The sequence below is a fragment of the Enterococcus mundtii genome (genome assembly GCF_002813755.1).
GTDB lineage: Bacteria > Bacillota > Bacilli > Lactobacillales > Enterococcaceae > Enterococcus_B > Enterococcus_B mundtii.
The window spans coordinates 3,219,145-3,243,375 of the sequence record NZ_CP018061.1 but is presented as its reverse complement, the minus strand read 5'-3'; the positions used below and the strand labels follow the sequence as shown (position 1 = coordinate 3,243,375).

Below are 24,231 nucleotides of genomic sequence, written 5' to 3'. Positions count from 1 at the left end.
CAAAGAAGCTGAGCGAACGTTGGTCTTATCAGTATATGCCTGAAGGACCACGTACGTGAACAAACAAAAAGGAGAAGACAGATGAAAAAAAATTCAGTTACACTCACTCTAATTTTTACGTTTATTCTATCGATCTTTAGCTTGACCACTTTGGCTCATGCAGATGATAAAACCCCGAGCGATCAATTTCGTGTCGGAATGGAAGCTGGTTATGCGCCCTTTAACTGGTCTCAACAAACAGATGCAAACAATGCCTATCCAATTCAAGGCCAAAATAGCTTTGCTGGCGGATATGATGTACAAATTGCCAAAAAGGTAGCCGAAGGTTTAGGTAAAGAACTAGTCATTGTCCAAACGAAATGGGACGGTTTACCGCCTGCCCTTCAATCTGGAAAGATCGATGCAATCATTGCCGGCATGAGTCCGACGGCAGAACGCCAAAAAGAAATCGACTTTACTGATCCATACTATGAATCAGAACTTGTGATTGTCGTACAAAAAGATGGTAAGTTTGCGAATGCGACTAGCTTAGAAGATCTTTCTGGCGCAAAAATCACTGCACAATTGAACACATTCCACTATAACGTGATCGATCAGATCCCAGGAGTGGACAAGCAACAAGCAATGGATAACTTTTCAGCCATGCGAACAGCACTAGCTTCTGGCATGATCGACGGTTACGTCAGCGAACGTCCAGAAGGGGTAACAGCCACAAGCGTCAACCCAGCCTTGAAAATGCTCGAACTAGATGAAGCAAATGGCTTTCAAACAAATCCCGAAGATGTCCAGATCGCTGTAGGAATGCGCAAAGGTGATCCTGATCTCCAACAAGTCAACCAAATATTAAGCGGCATTTCTCATGATGATCGCATTGCCATCATGGACCAAGCCATTGAAGACCAACCTGCGTCAACGGATGGAGATGCAGAAGAAACTGGCTTGCTCCAAGATTTCAAGACGATTTGGGATCAATATGGCAACATGTTCTTACGCGGAGCTGGTTTGACACTGTTTATCGCATTGATCGGTACAGTTGTAGGAACGACATTAGGTTTATTGATTGGCGTCTTTCGCTCAATTCCAGAATCTGATAATAAAGTGACACGCTTCTTCCAAAAAGTTGCTAATTTCTTGTTATCTGTTTATATCGAAGTCTTCCGTGGTACACCAATGATGGTTCAAGCCATGGTCATCTTCTACGGATTGGCTCTAGCCTTTGGTATTTCTCTGGATCGCACGATTGCTGCGTTGTTCATCGTTTCGATCAACACTGGTGCGTATATGACTGAGATCGTACGTGGTGGGATTTTTGCAGTAGATGGCGGACAATTTGAGGCCGCCCAAGCGATCGGCATGACCCACAGTCAAACGATGCGTAAAGTAGTGATTCCGCAAGTATTGAGAAATATTTTGCCGGCTACTGGAAATGAGTTTGTCATCAATATCAAAGACACCGCCGTATTAAGTGTCATTGGTGTAGCAGATTTATTCTTCCAAGGAAACTCCGCATCTGGTGCAAACTTCCAATTCTTCCAAACATTCACGATCGTTGGGATCATCTACTTGATCATGACCTTCACGATCACAAGAATCCTACGTGTGATTGAGAAGAAAATCGACGGACCTACTGCGTATACAAAAATTGAAGAAGTCAACAACGCGAACCTACAGGAATAAGGAGGCAGTCCTATGAGTGAGAATATCATCGAAATCAATCATTTAAGTAAAAAATTCGGCGACAATGAAGTCCTGAAAGATATTAGCATGACCGTCAATAAAGGGGAAGTCGTGACCATCATCGGTTCCTCTGGTTCAGGTAAATCAACATTCTTACGTTGTATCAATTTACTAGAAAAACCATCGGGCGGCGAGATCATTTACAACAACGAAAACGTCTTAGCACCAAAATATAATTTACCAAAATATCGGACAAATGTCGGTATGGTTTTCCAATCCTTCAATCTTTTCAATAATATGAATGTTTTAGAAAATTGTATTTCTGGACAAACCACTGTCTTAAAACGAGAGAAAGAGCATGCCCGTAAAGTAGCAATCGAAAACTTAGAAAAAGTCGGTATGAGACAATACATCGAAGCTCGCCCTTCTCAACTATCTGGTGGTCAAAAACAACGGGTCGCTATCGCTCGTGCTCTATCAATGGACCCTGATGTGATGCTCTTCGATGAGCCAACTTCTGCCCTTGATCCTGAAATGGTCGGTGAAGTATTGAATACGATCAAAGATCTAGCCCATACTGGACTGACAATGATCATCGTGACCCATGAAATGGAATTTGCGAAAGAGGTATCTGACCGAGTGATCTTCATGGATAAAGGTGTGATCGCGGAAGAAGGAAGTCCTGAAGATATCTTCGTTCATCCAAAAGAAACACGTACGAAAGAGTTCTTGTCACGCATTTTGAATAACTAATAAAGTATCAAATCACCCTTAGTATTCAAACTACCGCAACTTGATTGAGCAAGGTCACCCTACTCAAAAAGTTGCGGTTCTTCTTTTTATTTATTGTTTTTGTTCCGATTGCTTTATCGGTTGAACTTTTGCACAACCTCACGTAACATGTGGTTGTGAGAAACCACTTCAATTAAGAAGATTTAGGTAATGGAGTGATCTTTTGACTAACATTTTTTCGAGGCAGAGAAAACACGCTACTTATTCCTCTCACAGGGTTAGCAGTCGTTTCGTCAATGTGTAGCATCATTCTAGAGAATTCGATAATTTTCAGAAAATTGTTGCAATTCATCACATAATTTGTTACTTTTAACAAAATACAAAAAAGTAAAGGAGTTTTCTATGTCAAAAAAATTATCATTCAAAGAAAATCTATTCATCGGTTCCATGCTATTTGGCCTATTTTTTGGAGCTGGTAATCTTATATTTCCTGTCCATATGGGGCAAGAAGCTGGTGCGGATATCTTCTGGGCAAATCTTGGCTTTTTAGTTACAGGGATCGGTTTACCATTCTTAGGTGTCATTGCGATCGGTGTTTCAAAGACCTCTGGTGTCTACGAATTAGCACAACGGATCAATAAAACTTATGCACTTATTTTTACTGTCTTACTTTATTTAGTCATTGGTCCATTTTTTGCCTTACCACGTTTGGCAACTACTTCTTTTGAAATTGGCTTAGCACCTTTTATTCCAGCAGAAAATCAAACATTATTTTTAGCTATTTTTAGTTTCTTATTCTTTTTAGCTGCTTGGTGGTTATCCAAACGTCCAACTAAAATATTGGATTATGTTGGTAAATTTTTGAATCCCGCATTTTTAGTATTACTAGGCATCTTGCTATTACTTGCTTTTATCAACCCACTTGGCTCAGTGGCGGATGCGCCTGTACAACCTCACTACCAAAACCAAGCATTCTTCACTGGTTTTACACAAGGATACAATACGTTGGATGCGTTAGCTGCCTTAGCTTTTGGGATCATTATCGTCACGACGATTCGTGGCATGGGTGTCACAAAGCCTTCTGATATTGCAAGAGATACGATCAAATCAGGCGCGATCAGCATCGTGTTGATGGGGATCATCTATACCCTACTTTCTTATGCAGGAACAATGAGTCTAGGAACATTTCCTATGAGTGCGAATGGTGGTATCGCCTTGGCTCAAATCGCTGATCACTATTTAGGAACTTACGGGAGTATCCTATTAGCCTTTATCGTGATTCTTGCTTGTTTAAAAACAGGTATCGGACTGATTACTGCATTCGCAGAAACATTCACTGAATTGTTTCCTAAAAGAAGCTATCTATTCTTTGTAACAGGAACAAGTTTATTGGCATGTTTAGTTGCAAACGTGGGCTTGACGAATATTATTCAGATCTCTTTACCGGTCTTGATGTTTATTTATCCGTTGGCAATGACCTTGATCTTACTTGTCTTGTTTGGCCCATTGTTTAAACAACGTACTTCTGTTTATCGAATGACCACTTATTTCACATTACTCGCTTCCATCGTAGATGGACTGAATGCTTGTCCTGATTCAATCAAGCAAACAAGTGTCGTCAAAGGCATTTTAACATTCGCTGATTCCTATCTCCCATTCTTCTCATTAGGAATGGGCTGGATCACACCAGCATTGATTGGCTTTATCATCGGATTACTCTGGAGTTTCTTCAAAAATGAAAAAAAACCTGACTTGATTGTTAGCTAACAAAAAAAAGAGATGTTTAACTTTTTGTATAAAAAAATTAACAACTTTGGTAAACTTTCGTCACAAAATATTCACAACTCACCTTTAATATATAAGTATACCAACAAACAACCCTAACAACACTTTTTCATTTTTAACTCCTTTCCTGCTAGCTCCCCGGCTAGCAGGTCCTTTTTTTATTTATACATATACCACACATCAAGTTCTTTGAGAATCTTTAGATCCTCTCTCTCTAGTAAGAAAAACATATAAAAAAGCTATGAAAAAGCAATCTACTTTTTCATAGCTTTTATTCTTATTTAGATAATCGCTCTTGGTCTCCCGTAGGTGAAAGACTAGTGATTTTTTCGATTTGTTCAATTGGGACGATTCGGATTTGTTGCTCTTGATTTTGCAAGCGAATCATCACTCGGTCATGTTCAACTGTTTTCGTTGCCACCCAACCGGAAAAGGTTTCGTACTTATTGCTTAGTGGATTCTCGCGCACTTGTAGAATCACTAAACTATTCTGAGCTGCAGCTTTTTGGAGTTCAAGAATGAACTCCCCTTGTAACCGTACATTCTCAGCTTTTTCTTCTGTGTCATTCACAAATGAATCAAAAAGTTGAAACGAAGTATTAGTCACTAACTTTGTCAGTTTCTTCATTGGTGATACTGTTTCTTCATCCATTGAATGTACCCCTCCCCTAGCCAAGAATATGTTACTTAATTACTCCTATTTTATCCAATTTTTCTTAAAAAAACAAGAATATAGTTTATTTTATACCAACTTTTACCTAAAACCACCAAACAATACATGCGTTATTTTAAGTCGTTTTTCATCCATAATTCAAGCCATTTTTCTAAGCCTTCATTGATCAATCGATAGGTTTCTTCAAAGTTATTCGTGTAATATGGATCAGGTACATTTTGTACTTTTTTGCCAATGACTGGACTCAAAAATAGTTGGATTTTCTCTTGCGCTTCAATCGGCGCAATTTGCTTTAAGTCAGCCACATTTGACTGATCCATACCGATGATCCAATCAAATTTTTGGAAGTCTTCTTGACGTATTTGGCGAGCAATCATTTCTCGCGTATCAACATGTTCTTTTGCCAAAATCGCTTGTGTCCCTGGATGAGGAGCACTACCTACCTCATAGGTACTTGTTGCAGCTGAATCAATGACGAAGGAATCCATCAAATCCTGTTCTGCTACTTTCTTTTTTAATAACCCTTCTGCCATAGGTGAACGACAAATGTTTCCTAAACAAACAAATAATACTTTCGTCATAGCATTCTCTCCTTTTGTATTCCTATTTTGGAATCAATGAAAAAAGATCATTCGTCTTTTATTTCCTGTTCTTCTTCCAATGCGTACAACCGATACGAATACAATTCAGTATCTTTGGCTAAACGAAAGAACTGCATTGCAACTTCTAAGGGTGTTTCTGTATAACCTTGTGTGATCCAATTGACTAAGACTCCACTACAGCCATAAGAGAAAAAACGAGCATAAAATAATTTATCTTTGGAAGTTAGTTGTTTTTCTTCATCCATTTGCTCAAAGATTTTAATAAATGAGGGTTGGATCAACGCAGAAAATTGCTTTTGCAGAATCTCCTGTTCTGAACTAACGGTACTTGAATAGAACTGTTTATTTTCGGCAATGGCTTTTAACATCAGCAAGGCTTGCTCTTCCCAATTGTCGAGAGAAAGTGATTCTGTTTTTAGGTAATGTAACGAATCTTCATAGTACACCCAACGCAATAAATCATACTTATCGGTGAAATGATAATAAAATGTTTGTCGGTTGATGCCTGCTTCTTGTGCGATCTGTTGCACACTGATTTTACGAAAAGGCTGTGTTTCGCAAAGCGACACCAAGACTTTTTTGATCATTTGTTTCGTATGTGACGCCTCTCCCACAATGATCCCTCCCATCTCTTCAATCAATATTCTACTATTTGCTCTTTCAATAGAAAAGAGTGTTCACACTTGGTAGTCATAGCCAAAGTGTTCATACGCATAGGCGGTAGCGATCCGACCACGAGGAGTCCGTTTCAAAAAGCCTTTTTGGATCAAAAAAGGTTCATACATATCTTCGACTGTTTCTCGCTCTTCTCCAATATTAACGGATAATGTGCTTAGACCTACTGGGCCCCCACCATACAGTTCGATCATCGTACGTAGCAATTTCTGATCGACATAATCCAATCCCGCTTGATCGACCTGTAAGAGTGTCAATGCGCGGTCAGCAATCAACTGATCGATCTTGCCATCTCCTTGTACTTGGGCAAAGTCACGCACTCGTTTCAATAGACGATTGGCGATCCGCGGAGTACCACGAGAACGTCGTGCGATTTCTAAAGCCCCATCGGTGATGATCTCCGTTTGAAAAATATCGGCAGATCGTAAAACGATTTCTCTTAAATCTTCTTCTTCATAGTATTCCATGTGCGCAATGATTCCAAAACGGTCACGTAAAGGTGCAGACAGCATCCCTGCTCGAGTCGTTGCACCGATCAACGTGAAAGGTGGTAACGGAAAATGAACGGGGTGAGCGGTCGGCCCTTGCCCTACCATGATATCTACATAGAAATCTTCCATCGCCGAATAAAGCATTTCTTCTGCCACGCGAGGTAAGCGATGGATCTCATCAATAAACAAGACATCCCCTGCTTCTAGTTCATTCAAAATTGCTACCAGATCTCCTGGTCGCTCGATGGCTGGTCCACTTGTCGTACGGATATTAACTTGCATCTCATTTGCAATGACCATAGCCATCGTTGTTTTCCCCAAACCTGGAGGACCGTATAACAAGACGTGATCTAGCGGTTCTTCACGATTACGTGCCGCTTCGATGTAGATACTCAATTCTTGTTTTACTTTATGTTGACCGATATATTGCGCAAGCAATTGAGGGCGTAAAGATTTTTCTAAACTCAATTCATTCTCACCGGGTTCTGGTGAGAGAAGATATTCATCTGTCATCAAGAATCCTCCTTACTTTTTCATCATCAATTTCAATGCTTGCCTTAGATACTCATCCGTTGTCTGATTGTCGATTTCTTTTAGTTGTTTCTCTACTCGTTTGATTTCACGCTCACTGTAGCCGAGAGCGGCTAAAGCTTCCATTGCCTCTGACAAGGCACTTGCATCTTGCACCGTTGCTTCATCAAATAAAGAAAATGGCGTATCGATACTCAACTCGCCAAACTTGCCTTTTAGATCCAAGATCATTTGTTGTGCTGTTTTTTTACCTACACCTGGGAACTTCGTCAAGTAAGTGACATCGCCAGTTTCCACCGCTTGGATCAAGCCGGAATGATCATCACTCGCCATGATCGCTAATGCACTTTTCGGTCCGATCCCTGAAACACTGACTAATCGTAAAAACAATTGTTTCTCTTCGAGTGAATCAAACCCATATAGTAAATGGGCATCTTCACGAATGACTTGATGAACATAGATTTTTACTTCTTTATCTAACTTACTACTATAGCGATAAGGGTTACCTAACGCAATTTGATAGCCCACCCCTTGCGTTTCTACAACGATATAATACGGACTGATAAAAGTCACCATGCCTCTTAGATATTCATACATTGAAATTTCCTCTTTCTTTCGCACACATACGTTCCCATATTTCTATCCATTGTAGCATACTTTGCGATTTAAAAAAAGTGTTCCCAAAAACAGAACTACGAGCTTAGGTCTTTGATAAAGACCCAAACTCGTAGCATATTTTCTCTGTGTATTAGCGATTGATAGAGGCTTGACCAATCATTTCTTCATGTTGTACTTGGCCTGATTTACTTAATGAGAAATCAGCCACTTTGTCCGTATTCGTTAGAACAACTAAGACATCTGTTTGTTTACCTGCTTGTTCAACGGCACTGAGATCCATCTCTGCGAGTTGCGTAGTTGGCGAGACCTGATCGCCCTCTTTCACAAGAACATTGAACGGTGCACCTTTTAATTCAACAGTATCAAGTCCCATATGAACAAGAACTTCCACACCGGCTTCACTCAGAATACCGATTGCATGTTTTGTTTCAAATACACTAGTTACTTTACCATTTACTGGCGAATAGATTTTTTGATTGTCAGGAATGATCGCATAGCCTTCACCCATCATTTTTTGTGAGAAAACTGGATCATTCACTTCTGTAATTGCTTTAATTTGTCCGTCTGCAACGGCGAATAACTCTTCATTGGCAGTGGCTACAGCAGTTGTTCCTGCGGCTTCAAAGTTTTGTGTAGGAATAGATACGCCTTCCGCAGTTTGTAAAACACTTACTTCTTCTGGATTGACTGGATCTAATTTGTTCAAGATCCCTTTACGTCTAAACACTACAGTTAAACCAAATGGTACGATGATTGCGATGATCATTGCAATCGTGAATGGTAACCACGTTTGTGCTTGGATTGCTAAGATTCCTGGCAAGCCACCGACACCAATCGCATTTGCTCGAACATCCATCAAGTTCGCAAACATCCCCGCCACACCAGAACCGATCATTGCAGCTACAAATGGATACACATATTTCAAGTTGATCCCAAACATAGCTGGTTCCGTTACTCCTAGATAACAAGAAATCATCGCTGGAATAGAAACTTGTTCTTCTTTTTTATTGCCGCGATGCAAGAAGATGATTGCAAGTACGGCAGATCCTTGCGCAATATTTGACAATGCGATCATTGGCCATAAATTGGTTGAACCAAAGTCAGCAATCAACTGCATATCGATTGCATTTGTCATATGATGTAATCCCGTAATAACCAGTGGGGCATACAAGAAACCAAATAACGCACTGAATAACCAACTGATTGATGAAGTCAATCCAGTATTCACGATTGATGAAATCCAGTTACCAATTGCCCAACCGACTGGACCTAACACTACATTAGCAGCGATAACTGTTGGTAATAGTGAGAACAGTGGGACAAAAATCATTGAGATCGATTGTGGGATATACTTACGGAAGAAAATCTCTAAATAAGCAAGTAAGAACCCGGCAAGCATCGCTGGAATGACTTGCGCTTGGTAACCAATCATTTGTACTTGTGCAAAGCCAAAGTCCCAAAATGGGATATCTGCAGCGGCAGTTGAGGCGACACTATAGGCATTTAATAATTGCGGTGAAACCAAAGTAATCCCTAAAACAATTCCTAAAATCTGTGTCGTTCCCATTTTCTTTGCAATACTCCAAGTGATCCCTACAGGTAGGAAATGGAAAATCGCTTCCCCAGGTAGCCATAAGAATGAATTAACTCCATTCCAGAATGTCGAACTTTCTGCAATCGTTCCACCTAAACTCTCGAACTGAATGCCTTCCAACACGTTACGGAACCCTAAAATCAATCCCCCAACAATGATTGCTGGAATCAATGGTGTGAAGATTTCAGCTAGAACTGCAATTGCTCGTTGCAATGGATTAAGATTCTGTTTCGCAGCAGCTTTACTTTGTTCTTTTGAAACGCCTTCAACTCCGGATACCGCAACAAAGTCGTTATAAAATGTTGAGACATCGTTCCCGATGATTACTTGGAATTGACCAGCATTGGTAAACATTCCTTTCACACTGTCAATCTCTTCGATCTCAGCTTCATTTGCTTTTGCAGGATCATTTAAAACAAAGCGCATTCGTGTCGCACAATGGCTAACCGCAGAGATATTTTCTTTCCCGCCGACTCCTTTTAACAGCTTCTCGGCATCTGCTTGATATTTCCCCATAACATAAACCCCTTTCATTTGACTTGTTTATACAAGTTACTTTGTACTCACACTATAATGTTTTTCTTAGCAGATTGCAAGCGTTTTATGCCAAAAAGATAAATAATTTGTAATCGTTATTATCCTTGTCGTAGAAACATCTATCTTCTATCCAAGTCCAGTTTGAAATCTACATATAGCTGTAGTATAGTTTATAAGCGAAGAACGAACGATTGCCCAAAGGAGAGGAACGATGAACAAATTCAATGAAATTTTTTTAGACTTAGAAAAGAAAATCTTAGACAAAGAGTATCCTCCTCATACTTTACTACCTAGTGAAAATCAATTGATCAAAATCTATGGTGTTTCACGGGAAACAATTCGTAAAGCACTTAATCTATTGACAACAGAAGGATATATCCAAAAGAAACAAGGAAAAGGATCGATCGTTTTAGACCGTAACCGCTTTGATTTTCCTATTGCTGGATTGACAAGCTATAAAGAGCTTCAAGAAAACCAACATATCCCTAGTGAAACGATCGTGCAAACACTTGAAGAAACAGTAGTCGACAACGAATTACACAAAGTAACTGGCTGGCCAGTCAATACACCTGTCTGGCATTTAGTCCGCCAACGGAAAATCAATGGCGAAGTCGTCATTTTAGATCGAGACTATTTGTTAAAAGAAACCATTCCTACTTTGACCAAGGAACAAGCAGCGAATTCGATTTATGAATACTTTGAAAATGAGCTAGATCTCTCCATTGCCTATGCTCAAAAAGAAATCACCGTCGAACCGATCGATGATAGTATTTCAGAATCAATGGACCTCCACGACGATCCCTATGTCGTAATTGTTCGCGGACTCGTCTATTTAGAGAATACCGAATGCTTCGAATACACCGAATCAATCCACCGCCTCGACAAATTCCGGTTCGTGGAATTTGCACGAAGAAGAAGGTTGTGAGAAAGCCGAATAGCTCCAAGTAATAAGACAAGACCTGAGAAAATAGTTTCCCATATTTTTTCAGGCCTTGTCTTATTATCGTAGGAGTTGGTTTTCGAAGACCGTTTATTAGGTTGTGAGAAAGCCGTTCAGCTCCGAGTAGTAAGACGGAACGTGAGAAAATAGCTTCTCATATTTTTCAAAATTTTTAGCTTAGTGTTGAAGCTCAGCTTTTCGAACACCGTTTATCAAGGTTGTAAGAAAGCCCAGTAGCTCGACGTAATTAGGTAGCAAGTAAGTCCTATTCTTTAAAATTCTGCTAAATCGCTTGGCTATCCCCCTCCTAAAAGCAGATTGTTTGCTTCTATTTCAGATGGCAGTATGATTAGGAGACAAAGGGGGCAGTATCAATGAGTAAACCAACCGACACAAACAAAGAGGACTTAAAAGAAACATTATCTCCGATTTCTTATGCAGTGACACAAGAAAACGCCACAGAACGTCCATTTACTGGAGAATACGACGACTTTTATGAAAAAGGGATCTATGTCGATATTGTCAGCGGCGAACCGCTTTTCAGTTCTGCAGAGAAATATGATGCAGGCTGTGGCTGGCCAGCTTTTAGCCAACCCATCAGCAGAAAAGACGTCAAAGAAAAAGCGGATTTTTCTCATGGGATGCACCGAGTCGAAGTAAGAAGTAATGAAGCCGACTCCCATCTTGGACATGTTTTTAATGATGGACCCGCAGATAAAGGTGGCTTACGCTATTGCATCAACTCTGCAGCCTTGAAGTTTATCCCTTATGAAGAAATGGATGCTGCTGGTTACAGTGAATATAAATCAATTGTCGAATAAGTCGAATGTGATCAAATCACATCGCTCCGAAAAATAAGCCTGAACCTCCGGAAATTGTTCTAATTTCTGGAGGTTCAGGCTTATTTTTGAAGGTGCGATAGAACTTTTATATGATCAAGATTCTTAATACTCATGCCCTTGGAGATTGCCCACTTCTTCAAACCCAGCAGCCTTCCCCTTTTGATGAAAGATCTCTTGCTTGTTTTCTCGGACAATCAAGGTCATCTCTGTACTCGCTTTTTCACGGATGATCCGACTCATTTGACCTTGTTGTGGCGCCATCAACGCATGCCCTTCTTTTGCTAGCACTTGCATTTCTAGTTCAATATTTTTTTGCTGTATTCGAATGATCAGATGCCCCTCTTCACGGAAAATCTCCGAAATTTTGGCTCCATCATAGGTGGATAAGCGATATTCTTCTTCACCGACTTGTAAAACCGAAATGATTCCTAAAAAACGGAAACTTAAAAACGGGATCTCAGCTGCGGAAAAGAAAAAACGAGCATCTGAATCAGTAAACTGGTTGCATTGGACCCATAAATAGGTTGCAGGAAATGAACTTCCCCAATCCTTTTCTAAATACCCTATTCCATTTGTAAATTCAATCAATTGACCGTTCCAACTCAACGATCCTTTTAACGAATGCTTCATGCTTAAAATTCCGTGGTAGCATTCCATAAAAGATAAATAAGAGAAAGGTCCCATGATACTCGGAGCATAGCGACTCCTTTTTAACGGAGTAAACTCTCCGTAAGAAATCGTTCCTTCGATCGTCAACGAGGGGCTACGTAAAGCTAGTGTGATTCCTTCCTCGCTAAATGTATTTTCACCGATTTTCACAAACAAACGATCTTCGCTTGCCATGAAGACTTCACGATCAAAATGAAAGACTTCCGAGGACTCATGATTGATCACTTGGATAAACGGGCACTTTTCGCCTTGTTCTCCAATGGAGTACCCCGGAATAAATGCGTAGACTTCATCGCCGATTTGATGCTTAAAATACCAACCTTCAAAGAACGGCGCTTTTTTCGTTTCACCATGATAAAACTTATCCGTTGTAATCACCTCGTCCACTCCCTTCAGATAAATTAAGTTTACCATGTTTTTTTATAGCTTCTAGCCGATACGCTTGAATCCAGGTCATGAACTAATGTAATTAGAAAAAACACATGATCCGTTTATTGCTACTCGGATCATGTGTTTTTGATTTTATTCACCTAGATACAGATGTCCGCGATTTTAGGACAAAAGATCTGGCCATTTTTTCAACGCCTGATTGACTGCGCCGATCGGAAAGCCGACAATACTATAGTAATCGCCAGAAATCGACTCTACGAAAGCCCCTGCGTAACTTTGAATGCCATACGCCCCAGCTTTATCACGGTGATCGCCAGTTGCTAGATAGCGCTCGATCTCTTCATCGGTCAATTCATAAAATGTGACTGCTGCCTGGGAAAGGATACGCTCTTCTTGAGTCCCATCAGTTATTACGACGGCTGTGTAGACGTCGTGTGTCGTACCACTGAATTTGCGTAACATCCGTTTTGCCTCATCATCATCCTCTGGTTTGCCAAGGATTTCGTTTCCTAGAACTACGGTAGTATCACTAGCAATAACTAACGTTTCTTCGCTTTCTTTTTGCACAGCCTCCGCTTTTTCTGCTGCCATGCGTTGGACGTATGCAAGCGGGTCCTCATTTGGCTTAGGCGTTTCATCGATATCTGCCGGTTGGATCGAAAAAGCTGGCACTAATCTTCCGAGCAATTCTTTTCTTCTAGGCGACTGTGAAGCCAATACTATTTTCATCAAAAACTTCCTTTCCGAATCTCGCGGATCAATGCGGATCTTGGATTCGTTTAAACATTCGTTCCATGTCTGAATTCGTAAAGTGGATCAATACCGGACGACCATGAGGACAGTTGAACGGATTCTCACATTTTGCTAAGTCTTTTAATAAGACCCTCGCTTGTGCTTCGTTCAAGTAGTGATTCGCTTTGATCGAGCGTTTACAGCTCATCATGATTGCTGTGGCTTCTCTGAATTTCTTCACACTCACTTCACCAGTTGTCAATAACATGTCGATCATCCCTTGAATGATCGATTCTTCTTCCCCACTTGGATACCATGTCGGATGCGCTCTTACGATAAAACTATTCTGACCAAATTCTTCCAGATAAATGCCTGCCTCTTCTAATAGTTCTTTCTTCTCTTTTAGCTTGATTGCATCACTATTAGGATAGTCTAAAACAAAAGGAACGAGTAATTCTTGCAAATCATCTGAAACATCGCCGATTTTTTCACGGAAATATTCATATTTGATCCGCTCTTGCGCAGCATGTTGATCAATGATGTATAAGCCTTCATTGCTTTGGGCAAATAGATAGGTCCCATGCATTTGGCCAAAATATTCAAGATGTGGGAAACGTTGTGTTGGTACTTCCTGCTCGACTTTACTGATTGCTTTCTCCAAAATTCGGCTATCGTGACTCATGTCAAACTCGGGATGCAACTTGCTTTCTTCTTGCTCAAAGCTTGATTCTTCCTCTATGCTTTTCTCTTCTACTGATGCTGTTCGTTCTTCTTGTACTGAGTAGTTATCAACAGTGGATAAATGATTTTGCTGAAAGTTATCCACTGGTTTTTCTACAAAGTTATCAACAATTTCACCAGAGTTATCCACCGTTTTTTCCTCTTTTTCTGGATAATTCAGTGTATCTTCAGAAAAAATAGAAGAGTTTTCAACATTTTCCACAGACTTATCAACAGGATAGGTTGATTTTTGTGGATTTTCTTCCACGTAAAATGTACCTGTCTGGCGATCGAAATTTAAACTTTGGGGTTTCTTTGGTGGTTCCTCAAACGCATAAGAAAGATCGATTTCGATTTGTTCCGTTTTAGGTTGATCGGCGATTTTTTTCTTGAAACGTAAATTGTCTGCTGCACTAGGAATCAGATTTTCTTGACTTAGTGCTTGTTGAATCGCTTGTGCAATCAATTCAGTCAATTCTTTTTCCTTCGATAGACGAACTTCTTGCTTCGTTGGATGGACATTCACATCGACAAGCAACGGGTCCATTTTGACTTCTAAAACAGCAATTGGAAAACGACCAACCATCAGTTTAGAACCATAACCTGCCACGATTGCTTTGTTCAAGGAAAAGTTCTTGATAAAACGACCGTTGATGATCGTTGAAAGATAATTACGACTCGCACGAGTGACTTCTGGTAAAGAAATGTAACCAGAAACTTCAAAATCTAGATCTTTTGCTTCAACCTTCAACATTTTTTTCGCTGTCGCCAAACCATAGATTCCGGCAATTGTTTGTTTCAAATCTCCGTTACCAGCTGTTGCTAACATCTTGTTGCCATCATGGACTAAGCGAAAGGCGATGTCGGGATGGCTCAACGCTAGTCGATTGACGATATCGCCTATATTCGCCAATTCCGTTTGTAATGTCTTGACGTATTTTAACCGTGCAGGCGTGTTGAAAAACAAATTGCTCACTGTGATTTTCGTTCCTTGTCTCAATGGAGCAGGACGATGTGTCAACACTTCCCCACCTTTTAATTCAAGATAGGTCCCTTGTGTTTCATCTTGATTGGCTGTCTCGATCGTCAATTCAGAGACAGAAGCAATACTAGGAAGAGCTTCCCCTCGGAACCCTAATGTCCGAATGCGGAACAAGTCATCACGGTTATGGATTTTACTCGTTGCGTGACGTTTGAACGCATTTTCAACGTCTTCTGCTAAGATTCCTTCACCGTTATCGATGATTTGGATTTTTCGTAAACCGGCTTCTTCTACGAGAATATCGATTTGAGAGCTATGGGCATCAATGGCATTTTCAACAAGTTCTTTCACCACAGAAGCGGGTCGTTCAACGACTTCTCCTGCGGCGATTTGATTGGCCAAGCGTTCGGATAATTCTTGGATCTTCGCCATCGATCAGCACCTTCTTCCTATAATTGTTTTTGCAGTTCGTACAATTTATTCAACGCATCCATTGGCGTCATTTCTAGTAGGTTCAACTGTTTCAATGCAGCAATGATTTGCGTTTCAGCTTCCGTTACTTCACCAAATAAAGATAGTTGTTGACTCTCTTCATTGACCTGATGGCTTGGTTGGTTGGTTTGTGACTTAGGATAGTCGCTTTTTTTCGTGACAGATGCTTCAAGTGCAGAGACATGGTGTGTCGTTTCTCCTGATTCTAAAAAGGCTAAGATCGCAGAGGCACGTGACAATAATTCATCTGGTAGACCCGCGATTTTAGCTACATGTATCCCGTAGCTTTTATCTGCCGGACCGTCCATCATCTTGTGTAAAAATACCACATCGCCATCTTTTTCGACTGCGCCAACATGAACATTTTTCAATTGCGGCAATTCTGTATCAAGCACCGTCAACTCATGGTAGTGCGTAGAAAACAACGTCTTGGCTTTGACGTGTTGATGAATGTACTCGATGATGGCTTGTGCTAATGCCATTCCATCGTAAGTTGCTGTTCCTCGACCGAGTTCATCAAATAAAATCAAACTGTTCGGCGTCGCATGACGCAACGCTTGGTTGGCTTCCATCATTTCCACCATAAAGGTACTTTGCCCCGCAATCAAATCATCACTTGCACCGATTCGGGTAAAGATCCGATCAAAAATCGGCAGCACTGCTTTTTGCGCCGGAACAAAACAGCCCATCTGAGCCATCAATACCGTCAATGCTAACTGTCGCATATACGTACTTTTACCAGACATATTAGGACCAGTGATCAACAAGATCATTTCTTCTTCCGACATGATCACGCTATTTGGGATATATTCTTGATGCCCTAACACTTTTTCTACCACCGGATGACGTCCTTCTTCGATCACTAGTGTCTTTTGGTTCGTCAATTCTGGACGAACATATTGATAACGCTCACTGATCGTTGCAAAACTTTGTAAGACGTCTACAGTACTCAATGATTTTGCTAAGGTTTGCAATGGCTGGATTGCTTTTTTCACTTCTTCTCTAACAGCTAAAAAGAGTTGGTATTCTAGATCGACTGATTTTTCTTCCGCTTCTAGAATCTGTGTTTCTAATTCTTTTAATTCAGGAGTGATAAATCGTTCTGCATTGGCTAACGTTTGTTTACGTTCATATTTTTCCAGTTCAGCATTCATCAAATTCGCTTTCGTGATTTCAATATAGTAACCAAACACTCGATTAAACCCAACTTTTAAATTTTTGATCCCTGTACTTTGGCGTTCGCGCGCTTCTAATTCTGCTAACCACTGTTTGCCATTTCTCATCGCAGAACGATAGGTGTCTAGCTGTTCATTGAAGCCATCTTTGATGACGTTTCCTTCAGTGATTTGTAAAGGTGCATCCTCTTGGATCGCTTGTTCGATCAACTCAACTAATGAATCCATTGGCTGCATATCTGTTAATAACTCTGACCATTGTCCTTGATCGATGCCTTCAATCAGCCCGCGAATCATCGGTACTTGTTGTAGCGATGTTTTTAACTGGATCAAATCTCGACCATTGACGTTACCAAATGCGACACGTCCAGCTAAACGTTCTAAATCATAGACTTTCGTCAACGCACTCTGTAAATCAAGACGTTCAAAATAACTATTGATCAGCGATGCCACCATTTCTTGCCGAGCATTGATCTGATGGGATTGGATCAGCGGACGATCAAGCCATTGTTTGAGCAAACGTCCTCCCATTGCTGTTTTGGTTTCATCTAATAACCATAGAAGTGTGCCGTGTTTTTTTCCAGTACGGATCGACTGGCTTAATTCTAAATTGAATTTAGAATAATAATCCATCTTCAAGAAATGATCTGGTTGGTATTCAACCGCTTTTTGGATATGTGCCAAACTTCTTTTTTGCGTGACTGCTAAATAAGTAAGTAACTTTCCAGTCGCTTCCTTTTCTAATTCATCCGTCAACTCACTCGTTAGAAAATTGAATTCTGCATTTTCTTCTACACTTTCTTGTTTTGAGAAGACTAAGCCAAGTCTTGTGCTTAGTTGTTCATATAACGTTTCACTGATCTCTGTACCTAGAATCAATTCTTTTGTTTGTAACGCAGAGGTTTCGTTCAAAACAGCTTCTTCATCAAGTAAGCGGGCTGTTTTTAATTCGCCTGTACTCAAATCGGCATAAGCAAACCCGAAAGCGGAACCTTGATTGACTACCGCCGTCAGAAAGTTGTTGTCTTTGGCTGATAATCCTTTACTATCCATCACTGTTCCAGGAGTCACTAATTGCACGACTTCTCGTTTGACCATGCCTTTGGTCGTCTTTGGATCTTCGACTTGTTCACAAATCGCTACTTTGTAGCCTTTTTCGATCAAACTGTCGATATATCCTTGTGCAGAATGATGCGGTACCCCACACATCGGAATTGGATCATCCGCATTACGATTTCGACTAGTTAATGTCAGTTCTAAGATTTGTGCTGCTTTGACAGCATCTTCATAAAATAATTCATAAAAATCTCCGAGACGATAGAACAAAAAAGCATCTTGGTATTGTGCCTTGATGCTTAGATATTGTTCCATCATTGGAGTGTTCTTAGTTTTTTGAGGCATTATGCTCCTCCTCTATATACTCATTGATTTCATTTTGGATCATTTGAGTCAAGTGTTGCAATAACTCATTTGCCTCCACCAGTTGACGGCGGTAAGCAATCACTAAAGGATAGTCGTCGATAGATTGTGTCAGGACTTCGATCCGTTTGATTGCTTCTTTTTCTGCTTCTTTTTGTCCATAATGCGCATATTGTACTGCATCTTTTTGCGCTTGCTTCAATGCTTCTGTTTGTTGATTCAAGTAACGACTATGTTTCACTTTATGTTCCAATTCTTGATAACGTGTGATCGTTTCATTCTTCTTTAAAAGAGTCGCCAATTGGTCGACTTCTAATTGGATCGTCGTTTTGTCCTGCACATTCCCTCTCGCTTTCTATTCTCTGTAAGGGCGGTCATCGTTGATTTGGATCAATTGGATATCTTTTGCTTGTCCTGTCTGGTCGTCGATGTCCAAGATACAACCACTTAAAAGCCCACGACCTTGTTCCACCACTTCAAAACGCTTTGGTAAAGCCGTTAAAAATTTTTCAATGACCGGTTCACGACGCATCCCTAAAATCCCATCATATGGACCCGTCATACCAACATCCGTCAAATATGCCGTTCCTTGTGGCAAGATTCGCGCATCGTTCGTTTGAACGTGCGTGTGTGTACCGACTACAGCAGACACTTTTCCATCTAAAAACCAGCCCATTGCTTGTTTTTCACTCGTCGTTTCTCCATGAAAATCAACAAAAATGATCGGTGTTCTTTTCCGAGCTTCTTCGACTAACTCGGTCATTTTACGAAATGGATCATCTAAATCAACCATAAATGAACGAGCTTGCATATTGATGACTGCCAGTTCCAATTGATTGACTTTGACAAAAACGATTCCTTGCCCTGGCGTACCTTCTGGAAAATTTGCTGGACGAACCATTTTTTTCGCGTCATCGATAAATTCAAAAATATCACGATTGTCCCACGTATGATTCCCCATCGTCACGACATCTACGCCATCTTGCAGAAACTTCTTATAGATTTTCTCTGTGATCCCACGACCTGAAGCCGCATTCTCACCATTCACGATCGTCATTTGTGGACGATATTTTTTCTTCAAGCGAGGGAGATATTCTGTGATCATTTCTCTACCCATCGCACCTACTACATCACCAATAAACAATACCCGCACACGATTTCCTCTTCTCTTCTAACGTATCTTATATTATAAGTGTTTTAGTAAAGAAAGGAAAGAGGTTGTAATAGAAGCTGTTTTCTAGAATATCAAGAAAGGGTATTTTGAACTAACTAGCAACAGCTTTTTATAACTTTATTCTCTAACTATGTAAATTGATCAAAATTTATTTTTTAATTTTTTTACTAAGTAAACAATAGACAGTGCTATACCTATGAAGGTCATGAACCAAAACAGCAATTTCAAAACCAAAACAACGTGTACGATGATGTCTCCCATGATATCACCTCCTATTTTAAAGAAGTATGATAGTAACTATCTGATAATATGATAACATATCGTTTATATATCATACAAAACTCAAAAAAGAGAGGACATTCAATCAGAAAAATCCTGTTGCATGCCCTCTTTTTAACTAAAATTATTGTTGTATGAACTTTGCAATTTAAATCAAAGCTAATTCTTTCAAAGCCTTCCAAATACCATCTTGATCATTCGTATCTGTCACCATTTTTGCTTCCGCTTGAACTTCTGGTACGGCATTCCCCATTGCCACCCCAATACCAGACATGCGAAGCATTTCGCGATCATTTTGTCCGTCACCAAAACTGATGACGTCTTCTGGCGCAATCCCTACTCGATTGGCTAGGTTCATGATCGTTACCGCTTTGGAACCATCGTGTGGCACCACATCGACACTATTTTCGTGCCAACGCACAAACCGAATACGATCATAAGCGCTGAATTGTTGATCATAGGAATGGTCAAAGAAAGCTAATGCTTGATAGACATCCTGTTTTTCAACAAAGTATTCGTCCAATTCTGGTAAATGTGCACCAAATGAATGCATCGCATCTTCCATCATATCGATACGATTAGATGAAAAGCGTTTGATTGAATCTAAACTAACAAATGCTGTATCAATATCCTTTTCTTGCGCTTCTTGAATAAATTGGTGTAATTGTTCTTGATCCAGCAAATTTTTATAGACTTGTTCATGATCCAAAAATCCGGCTGCACCGTTACATAGAATATAATTGCTAAATGCTAGATCACGGATAACTTCTTGTGCGTGAAAGCGACTACGCCCTGTAGCAATCGTCACTAAATGTCCATCTTTACGCAGTTTTTCCAAGGCTTCCCTTGTACTGTCCAATGCCTGTTTGTTGGAATCTAACAACGTGCCGTCGATATCAAAAGCAATTAATTTGCGTGTCATTCTATCTCGCCTCTCTATAAATACTTACTTGCTTCTCTCGTTGCAAGCTTGCTTAATTCTTTTGTCAATTGTTCTTTTACCCAAAGTGGATTTGTTTTGCTATAGTCCCGCAACGCCCAACCAATAGCCTTTTGAATAAAAAATTCCTTTGTTGAACGATCTGCGTCAATCGCTCGTTCGAGTAGAGCGACATCTGTCTCTTCTTTGAACCCTAGTTGCAGGGTGATCGCAATTCGTCTTAACCAAAAGTCTTCTTGACCTTCAAATAATTTGAAAACCGCCTCAACTTCTTGGTGAAGTTTTCCCCACGTGCTGTAGACTTTTTGCCAAGAATCAATACTGTCCCACCATTCCTTCTGTGAGACAAGCTCAAGTAACCATACTAAGTTATCAAAAGAAAGACGCTTGACGTTCTTTTGGACTAAATCGATCGCTAAATACTGATACTCCCGTTCTTCCTGCATATAATAATCTTTTACTAATAAAAGTAAGTCTGAAATAGGTATCTCCTGGCTTTCTTTTAAAAGAGCCTTTTGTAGTAACGCTCTTTCTGGCTTAGGAACTCCTGCAAATCGGAAATGATGCTTCATGTAAGCTTCCATCTGCTGAGCTTTTTCTTTATTATTCGGAAAAACAATTGTCTCCAAGGGATGGCCTCCTTCGATTTTTAAAGGAACGAACTAGTCAACATAGGATGATTTTGATTGATTCAACCATGCATAACCTAAACCAATGACTAAACCACCACCAACGTAATTCCCAATCAACGCAAAGGAAAGATTGTGGATCACATTACCAACAGTCATGGCATCCATCTGCCCACCTGAAACAAAATAAGCTAATGTGAATGCCGGGAAGTTGGCAATAACGTGTTCATAGCCTAAAAAAGCAAAAATGAAAATAATGAAAACAATCGCTAAGACTTTCCCTGCATCATCTTTCATTCGCATACTAATCAATACCGCTGTATTTACTACAATGTTGGCAAACATTGCTTCCACCAAAATGGTTGTTGTCGGTTTCGTCAATTTGACTGCAATCGACTCTAACATATAATTATCCATCGGCAGATCTTGGAATGGTGTCGTCAAAGAAATTAAAAAGCCAAATAATACCCCACCAATCAAGTTAAATAAAATACAAGTAAACAGAATTTTTGCAGCTAGACCTAATTTTAACCGCTTACGTTGGACCCCGACCGACATATAAAGCATATTTGAGGTACCAAGTTCAGCATTCATGTATAAAATCATGACTAACGACCAACTAAACATAAACGCATAAAGTATCTTTCCAAATCCATGAGCAATATGCTCACCTTTGATTGCAATCGAAAAAGCAACAGCAGTTCCAAGTGTCAAGAACAAACTGGCTAATAAAGCACGCACGGCATAACGGGCGTAACTATTTCCGATCAAATCAACTTTCTTTTCGATTGATGCCTCAATCTTTTCAAACAACGGTGATACTGGGTTCATCTCTTTTCTCCTTTAAGATTTGTTCAATTATTTTCATGCTTTTGGCATATACCCTCTTATTCTATAGACAGAACTGGGGTTTGTAAAGCTTTTTTGCTACTTATTCTCTTGACATTGATAGGTCATATCGCTTATACTGTAGTTCGTGTAAAATAATGCAGCAGAAAAATAATAACTCGTCCCTAGTTTGTTGCCCCGCTTCGGGTTCAATTGCGTAACCGCGGCTGCAAAGGTGAAGATTGAAGAACAAACTATACGATTATGAATTTTTTAACGGATTATTTTACTCCAAAAAATATAGTTATCTATTGGAGGAAATTTTAATGTCTCGTTATACAGGACCATCATGGAAAATTTCTCGTCGCCTAGGTATTTCATTATCTGGCACAGGAAAAGAATTAGCACGTCGCCCTTACGCTCCAGGTCAACATGGACCAAACAGCCGTGGCAAACAATCAGAATACGGTATGCAATTAACTGAAAAACAAAAATTACGTCATATGTACGGTATGAACGAACGTCAATTCCGTAACTTGTTCGTTAAAGCAAGCAAAATCAAAGAAGGTAAACACGGGGTTAACTTCATGATCTTACTAGAACAACGTTTAGACAATGTTGTTTATCGTTTAGGTCTTGCAACTACTCGTCGTCAAGCACGTCAATTAGTTAACCATGGTCATATCATGGTTGATGGCAAACGTGTTGATATCCCTTCATACCACGTTGCAGTTGGTCAAGTGATTTCAGTTCGTGAAAAATCACAAAACATCTCAACTGTAAAAGAAGCAGTTGAAGCAACTGTTGGACGTCCAGCATTCGTAAGCTTTGACGCTGAAAAATTAGAAGGTTCATTGACTCGTTTACCAGAACGTGACGAATTGTACCCAGAAATTGACGAAGCACTTGTCGTTGAATACTACAACCAAAGCCTATAATTCAAAAAACTTTGGTACAAAAAAAACCGGCTATCCTTTGGATAGCTGGTTTTTTTAGGTTGTGAAAAAAGCGCTTAGCACTAAGGCATAAGCCAAAAAAATCGAAAATGGCTGTTTCATTTTTGATTTTTTTGGCTTATGTCCGAAGTGTTGCTTTTTGAACACCGTTTATCAAGGTTGTGAAAAAGACGGGTAGCTCCAAGTAATAAGGCAAAAACTGGAAAATAATTCTCCATATTTTTTCAGTTCTTGCCTTATTATCGTAGGAGTTGGCTTTTGAACACTGTTTATCAAGGTTGTGAAAGAAGCGTTTTGACCTGAGCAGTAAGATAGAAAATCAGAAAATAGCTGTTCATATTTTTTGATTTTTTAGCTTAATGTTGAAGATCAGCTTTTTGAACACCGTTTATCGAGGTTGTGAAAAAGACGGGTAGCTCCAAGTAATAAGGCAAAAACTGGAAAATAATTCTCCATATTTTTTCAGTTCTTGCCTTATTATCGTAGGAGTTGGCTTTTGAACACCGTTTATCAAGGTTGTTAAAGAAGCGTTTTGACTTGAGCAGTAAGATAGAAAATCAGAAAATAACTGTTCATATTTTTTGATTTTTTAGCTTAATGTTGAAGGTCAGCTTTTTGAACACCGTTTATCGAGGTTGTGAAAAAGCTGATTAGCTCCAAGTAATAAGAAATAATGTCCCCGTGTCTTTTCTTCGCTCGGACACACATAAAAAGATAGACCTCAAAACAACGTACGTATTCCGTTGAGTCGAGTGCTATCTTTTTATGTTGGCTTTAGCAGGTTCAGTTGTATCCATGACTCGAACAATAGCAAGAGAAATCAATTTGTATTCGCTACTTGGGTGATAAAACAGCTAAGTTTTTGATTTTCTCAATCGTTCTCTGAAGATACAGCTTTTAACTGCCACTTCCCACTTGGTTTAGACGAGGAAAAGAACATGTCCTCTACAGTGTGATGCTTCAAATTTCATAAACTGTCTCGCATCATTGCTTTTCCAATGAAATGTGTCCTTTAAGCAAGCAACTGCTTAGTTTCTCCCTTTATCAATGGTGGATAGACATGTTAACTTGTCACTTTCACAGTTGCTGATTATTGGCACATTCATTCGTCAAACAGCTTTTAGTTACCCATGGCAAATCGATGAATGT

Annotated in this window: 21 protein-coding genes; 6 read left to right on the top strand and 15 right to left on the bottom strand. The window is 39.8% G+C overall.

Annotation, left to right across the window (positions count from 1 at the left end):
• Positions 1-81: 81 nt before the first annotated feature.
• From EM4838_RS15125 to brnQ, 3 genes are all read left to right on the top strand, one after another.
• Entirely contained in the window at positions 82-1,677 is a 1,596-nt protein-coding gene (locus EM4838_RS15125; protein WP_071866099.1) for an ABC transporter permease subunit, read from the top strand.
• A gap of 12 nt (positions 1,678-1,689) precedes the next feature.
• Positions 1,690-2,430 (top strand): amino acid ABC transporter ATP-binding protein, encoded by a 741-nt coding sequence (locus tag EM4838_RS15120; RefSeq protein WP_071866098.1) that lies wholly within the window; start codon positions 1,690-1,692, stop codon positions 2,428-2,430.
• A gap of 381 nt (positions 2,431-2,811) precedes the next feature.
• Positions 2,812-4,176, top strand: a complete 1,365-nt coding sequence (gene brnQ / locus EM4838_RS15115; RefSeq protein WP_071866097.1) for a branched-chain amino acid transport system II carrier protein — start codon at positions 2,812-2,814, stop codon at positions 4,174-4,176.
• 295 nt (positions 4,177-4,471) lie between these two features.
• On the opposite strand, the gene EM4838_RS15110 is transcribed toward brnQ, so the two are convergent.
• From EM4838_RS15110 to treP, 6 genes are all read right to left on the bottom strand, one after another.
• On the bottom strand, positions 4,472-4,846 hold the full coding sequence (locus EM4838_RS15110) for a hypothetical protein (RefSeq protein WP_019724219.1): 375 nt from the start codon (positions 4,844-4,846) through the stop codon (positions 4,472-4,474).
• A 131-nt stretch (positions 4,847-4,977) separates the two neighbouring features.
• Positions 4,978-5,448: a low molecular weight protein-tyrosine-phosphatase gene (locus tag EM4838_RS15105; RefSeq protein ID WP_071866096.1), complete on the bottom strand. Its 471-nt coding sequence runs from the start codon at positions 5,446-5,448 to the stop codon at positions 4,978-4,980.
• Positions 5,449-5,495: 47 nt separating this feature from the next.
• Positions 5,496-6,098 carry a TetR/AcrR family transcriptional regulator gene (locus tag EM4838_RS15100; RefSeq protein ID WP_192923821.1) on the bottom strand — a complete coding sequence of 201 codons (603 nt, stop codon included), beginning with the start codon at positions 6,096-6,098 and terminating at the stop codon, positions 5,496-5,498.
• Between the two features lie 48 nt (positions 6,099-6,146).
• On the bottom strand, positions 6,147-7,148 hold the full coding sequence (gene ruvB, locus EM4838_RS15095; RefSeq protein WP_071866094.1) for a Holliday junction branch migration DNA helicase RuvB: 1,002 nt from the start codon (positions 7,146-7,148) through the stop codon (positions 6,147-6,149).
• 12 nt (positions 7,149-7,160) lie between these two features.
• On the bottom strand, positions 7,161-7,763 hold the full coding sequence (gene ruvA, locus EM4838_RS15090) for a Holliday junction branch migration protein RuvA (RefSeq protein WP_071866093.1): 603 nt from the start codon (positions 7,761-7,763) through the stop codon (positions 7,161-7,163).
• Positions 7,764-7,914: 151 nt separating this feature from the next.
• Positions 7,915-9,894 carry a PTS system trehalose-specific EIIBC component gene (treP, locus tag EM4838_RS15085; protein WP_071866092.1) on the bottom strand — a complete coding sequence of 660 codons (1,980 nt, stop codon included), beginning with the start codon at positions 9,892-9,894 and terminating at the stop codon, positions 7,915-7,917.
• 232 nt (positions 9,895-10,126) lie between these two features.
• Between treP and treR the strand changes: the two genes are divergently transcribed.
• Both treR and msrB read left to right on the top strand, forming a co-directional pair.
• Positions 10,127-10,840: a trehalose operon repressor gene (gene treR, locus EM4838_RS15080; protein ID WP_071866091.1), complete on the top strand. Its 714-nt coding sequence runs from the start codon at positions 10,127-10,129 to the stop codon at positions 10,838-10,840.
• 389 nt (positions 10,841-11,229) lie between these two features.
• Positions 11,230-11,676, top strand: a complete 447-nt coding sequence (gene msrB, locus EM4838_RS15075) for a peptide-methionine (R)-S-oxide reductase MsrB (protein WP_010734395.1) — start codon at positions 11,230-11,232, stop codon at positions 11,674-11,676.
• Between the two features lie 123 nt (positions 11,677-11,799).
• Here the strand turns inward: msrB and EM4838_RS15070 are convergent, their stop codons facing one another.
• The 9 genes from EM4838_RS15070 to EM4838_RS15030 all read right to left on the bottom strand — a co-directional run bounded on the left by EM4838_RS15070 (position 11,800) and on the right by EM4838_RS15030 (position 22,129).
• Positions 11,800-12,744, bottom strand: coding sequence for a tocopherol cyclase family protein (locus EM4838_RS15070; protein WP_071866090.1), 945 nt, complete (start codon positions 12,742-12,744; stop codon positions 11,800-11,802).
• A 174-nt stretch (positions 12,745-12,918) separates the two neighbouring features.
• Positions 12,919-13,485, bottom strand: a complete 567-nt coding sequence (locus EM4838_RS15065; RefSeq protein WP_071866089.1) for a Maf family protein — start codon at positions 13,483-13,485, stop codon at positions 12,919-12,921.
• 28 nt (positions 13,486-13,513) lie between these two features.
• Entirely contained in the window at positions 13,514-15,622 is a 2,109-nt protein-coding gene (gene mutL / locus EM4838_RS15060; RefSeq protein ID WP_071866088.1) for a DNA mismatch repair endonuclease MutL, read from the bottom strand.
• A 17-nt stretch (positions 15,623-15,639) separates the two neighbouring features.
• The gene (gene mutS / locus EM4838_RS15055; protein WP_373865789.1) at positions 15,640-18,228 is read right to left on the bottom strand and encodes a DNA mismatch repair protein MutS; all 2,589 of its coding nucleotides are present in this window, start codon (positions 18,226-18,228) and stop codon (positions 15,640-15,642) included.
• Positions 18,229-18,241: 13 nt separating this feature from the next.
• Positions 18,242-18,616: a YlbF family regulator gene (locus tag EM4838_RS15050; protein WP_071866086.1), complete on the bottom strand. Its 375-nt coding sequence runs from the start codon at positions 18,614-18,616 to the stop codon at positions 18,242-18,244.
• A gap of 15 nt (positions 18,617-18,631) precedes the next feature.
• Positions 18,632-19,429 (bottom strand): TIGR00282 family metallophosphoesterase, encoded by a 798-nt coding sequence (locus EM4838_RS15045; protein ID WP_023518925.1) that lies wholly within the window; start codon positions 19,427-19,429, stop codon positions 18,632-18,634.
• 448 nt (positions 19,430-19,877) lie between these two features.
• On the bottom strand, positions 19,878-20,651 hold the full coding sequence (locus EM4838_RS15040; RefSeq protein ID WP_071866085.1) for an HAD family hydrolase: 774 nt from the start codon (positions 20,649-20,651) through the stop codon (positions 19,878-19,880).
• 14 nt (positions 20,652-20,665) lie between these two features.
• Positions 20,666-21,298, bottom strand: coding sequence for a DNA alkylation repair protein (locus EM4838_RS15035; RefSeq protein WP_071866084.1), 633 nt, complete (start codon positions 21,296-21,298; stop codon positions 20,666-20,668).
• Between the two features lie 33 nt (positions 21,299-21,331).
• A complete protein-coding gene (locus EM4838_RS15030; protein WP_010734405.1) occupies positions 21,332-22,129 on the bottom strand; it encodes a formate/nitrite transporter family protein in 798 nt (265 codons plus the stop codon).
• Between the two features lie 323 nt (positions 22,130-22,452).
• Here EM4838_RS15030 and rpsD point away from each other — a divergent pair, with 323 nt between their 5' ends.
• Positions 22,453-23,064: a 30S ribosomal protein S4 gene (gene rpsD, locus EM4838_RS15025; RefSeq protein ID WP_010734406.1), complete on the top strand. Its 612-nt coding sequence runs from the start codon at positions 22,453-22,455 to the stop codon at positions 23,062-23,064.
• The last annotated feature ends 1,167 nt before the right edge of the window (positions 23,065-24,231 follow it).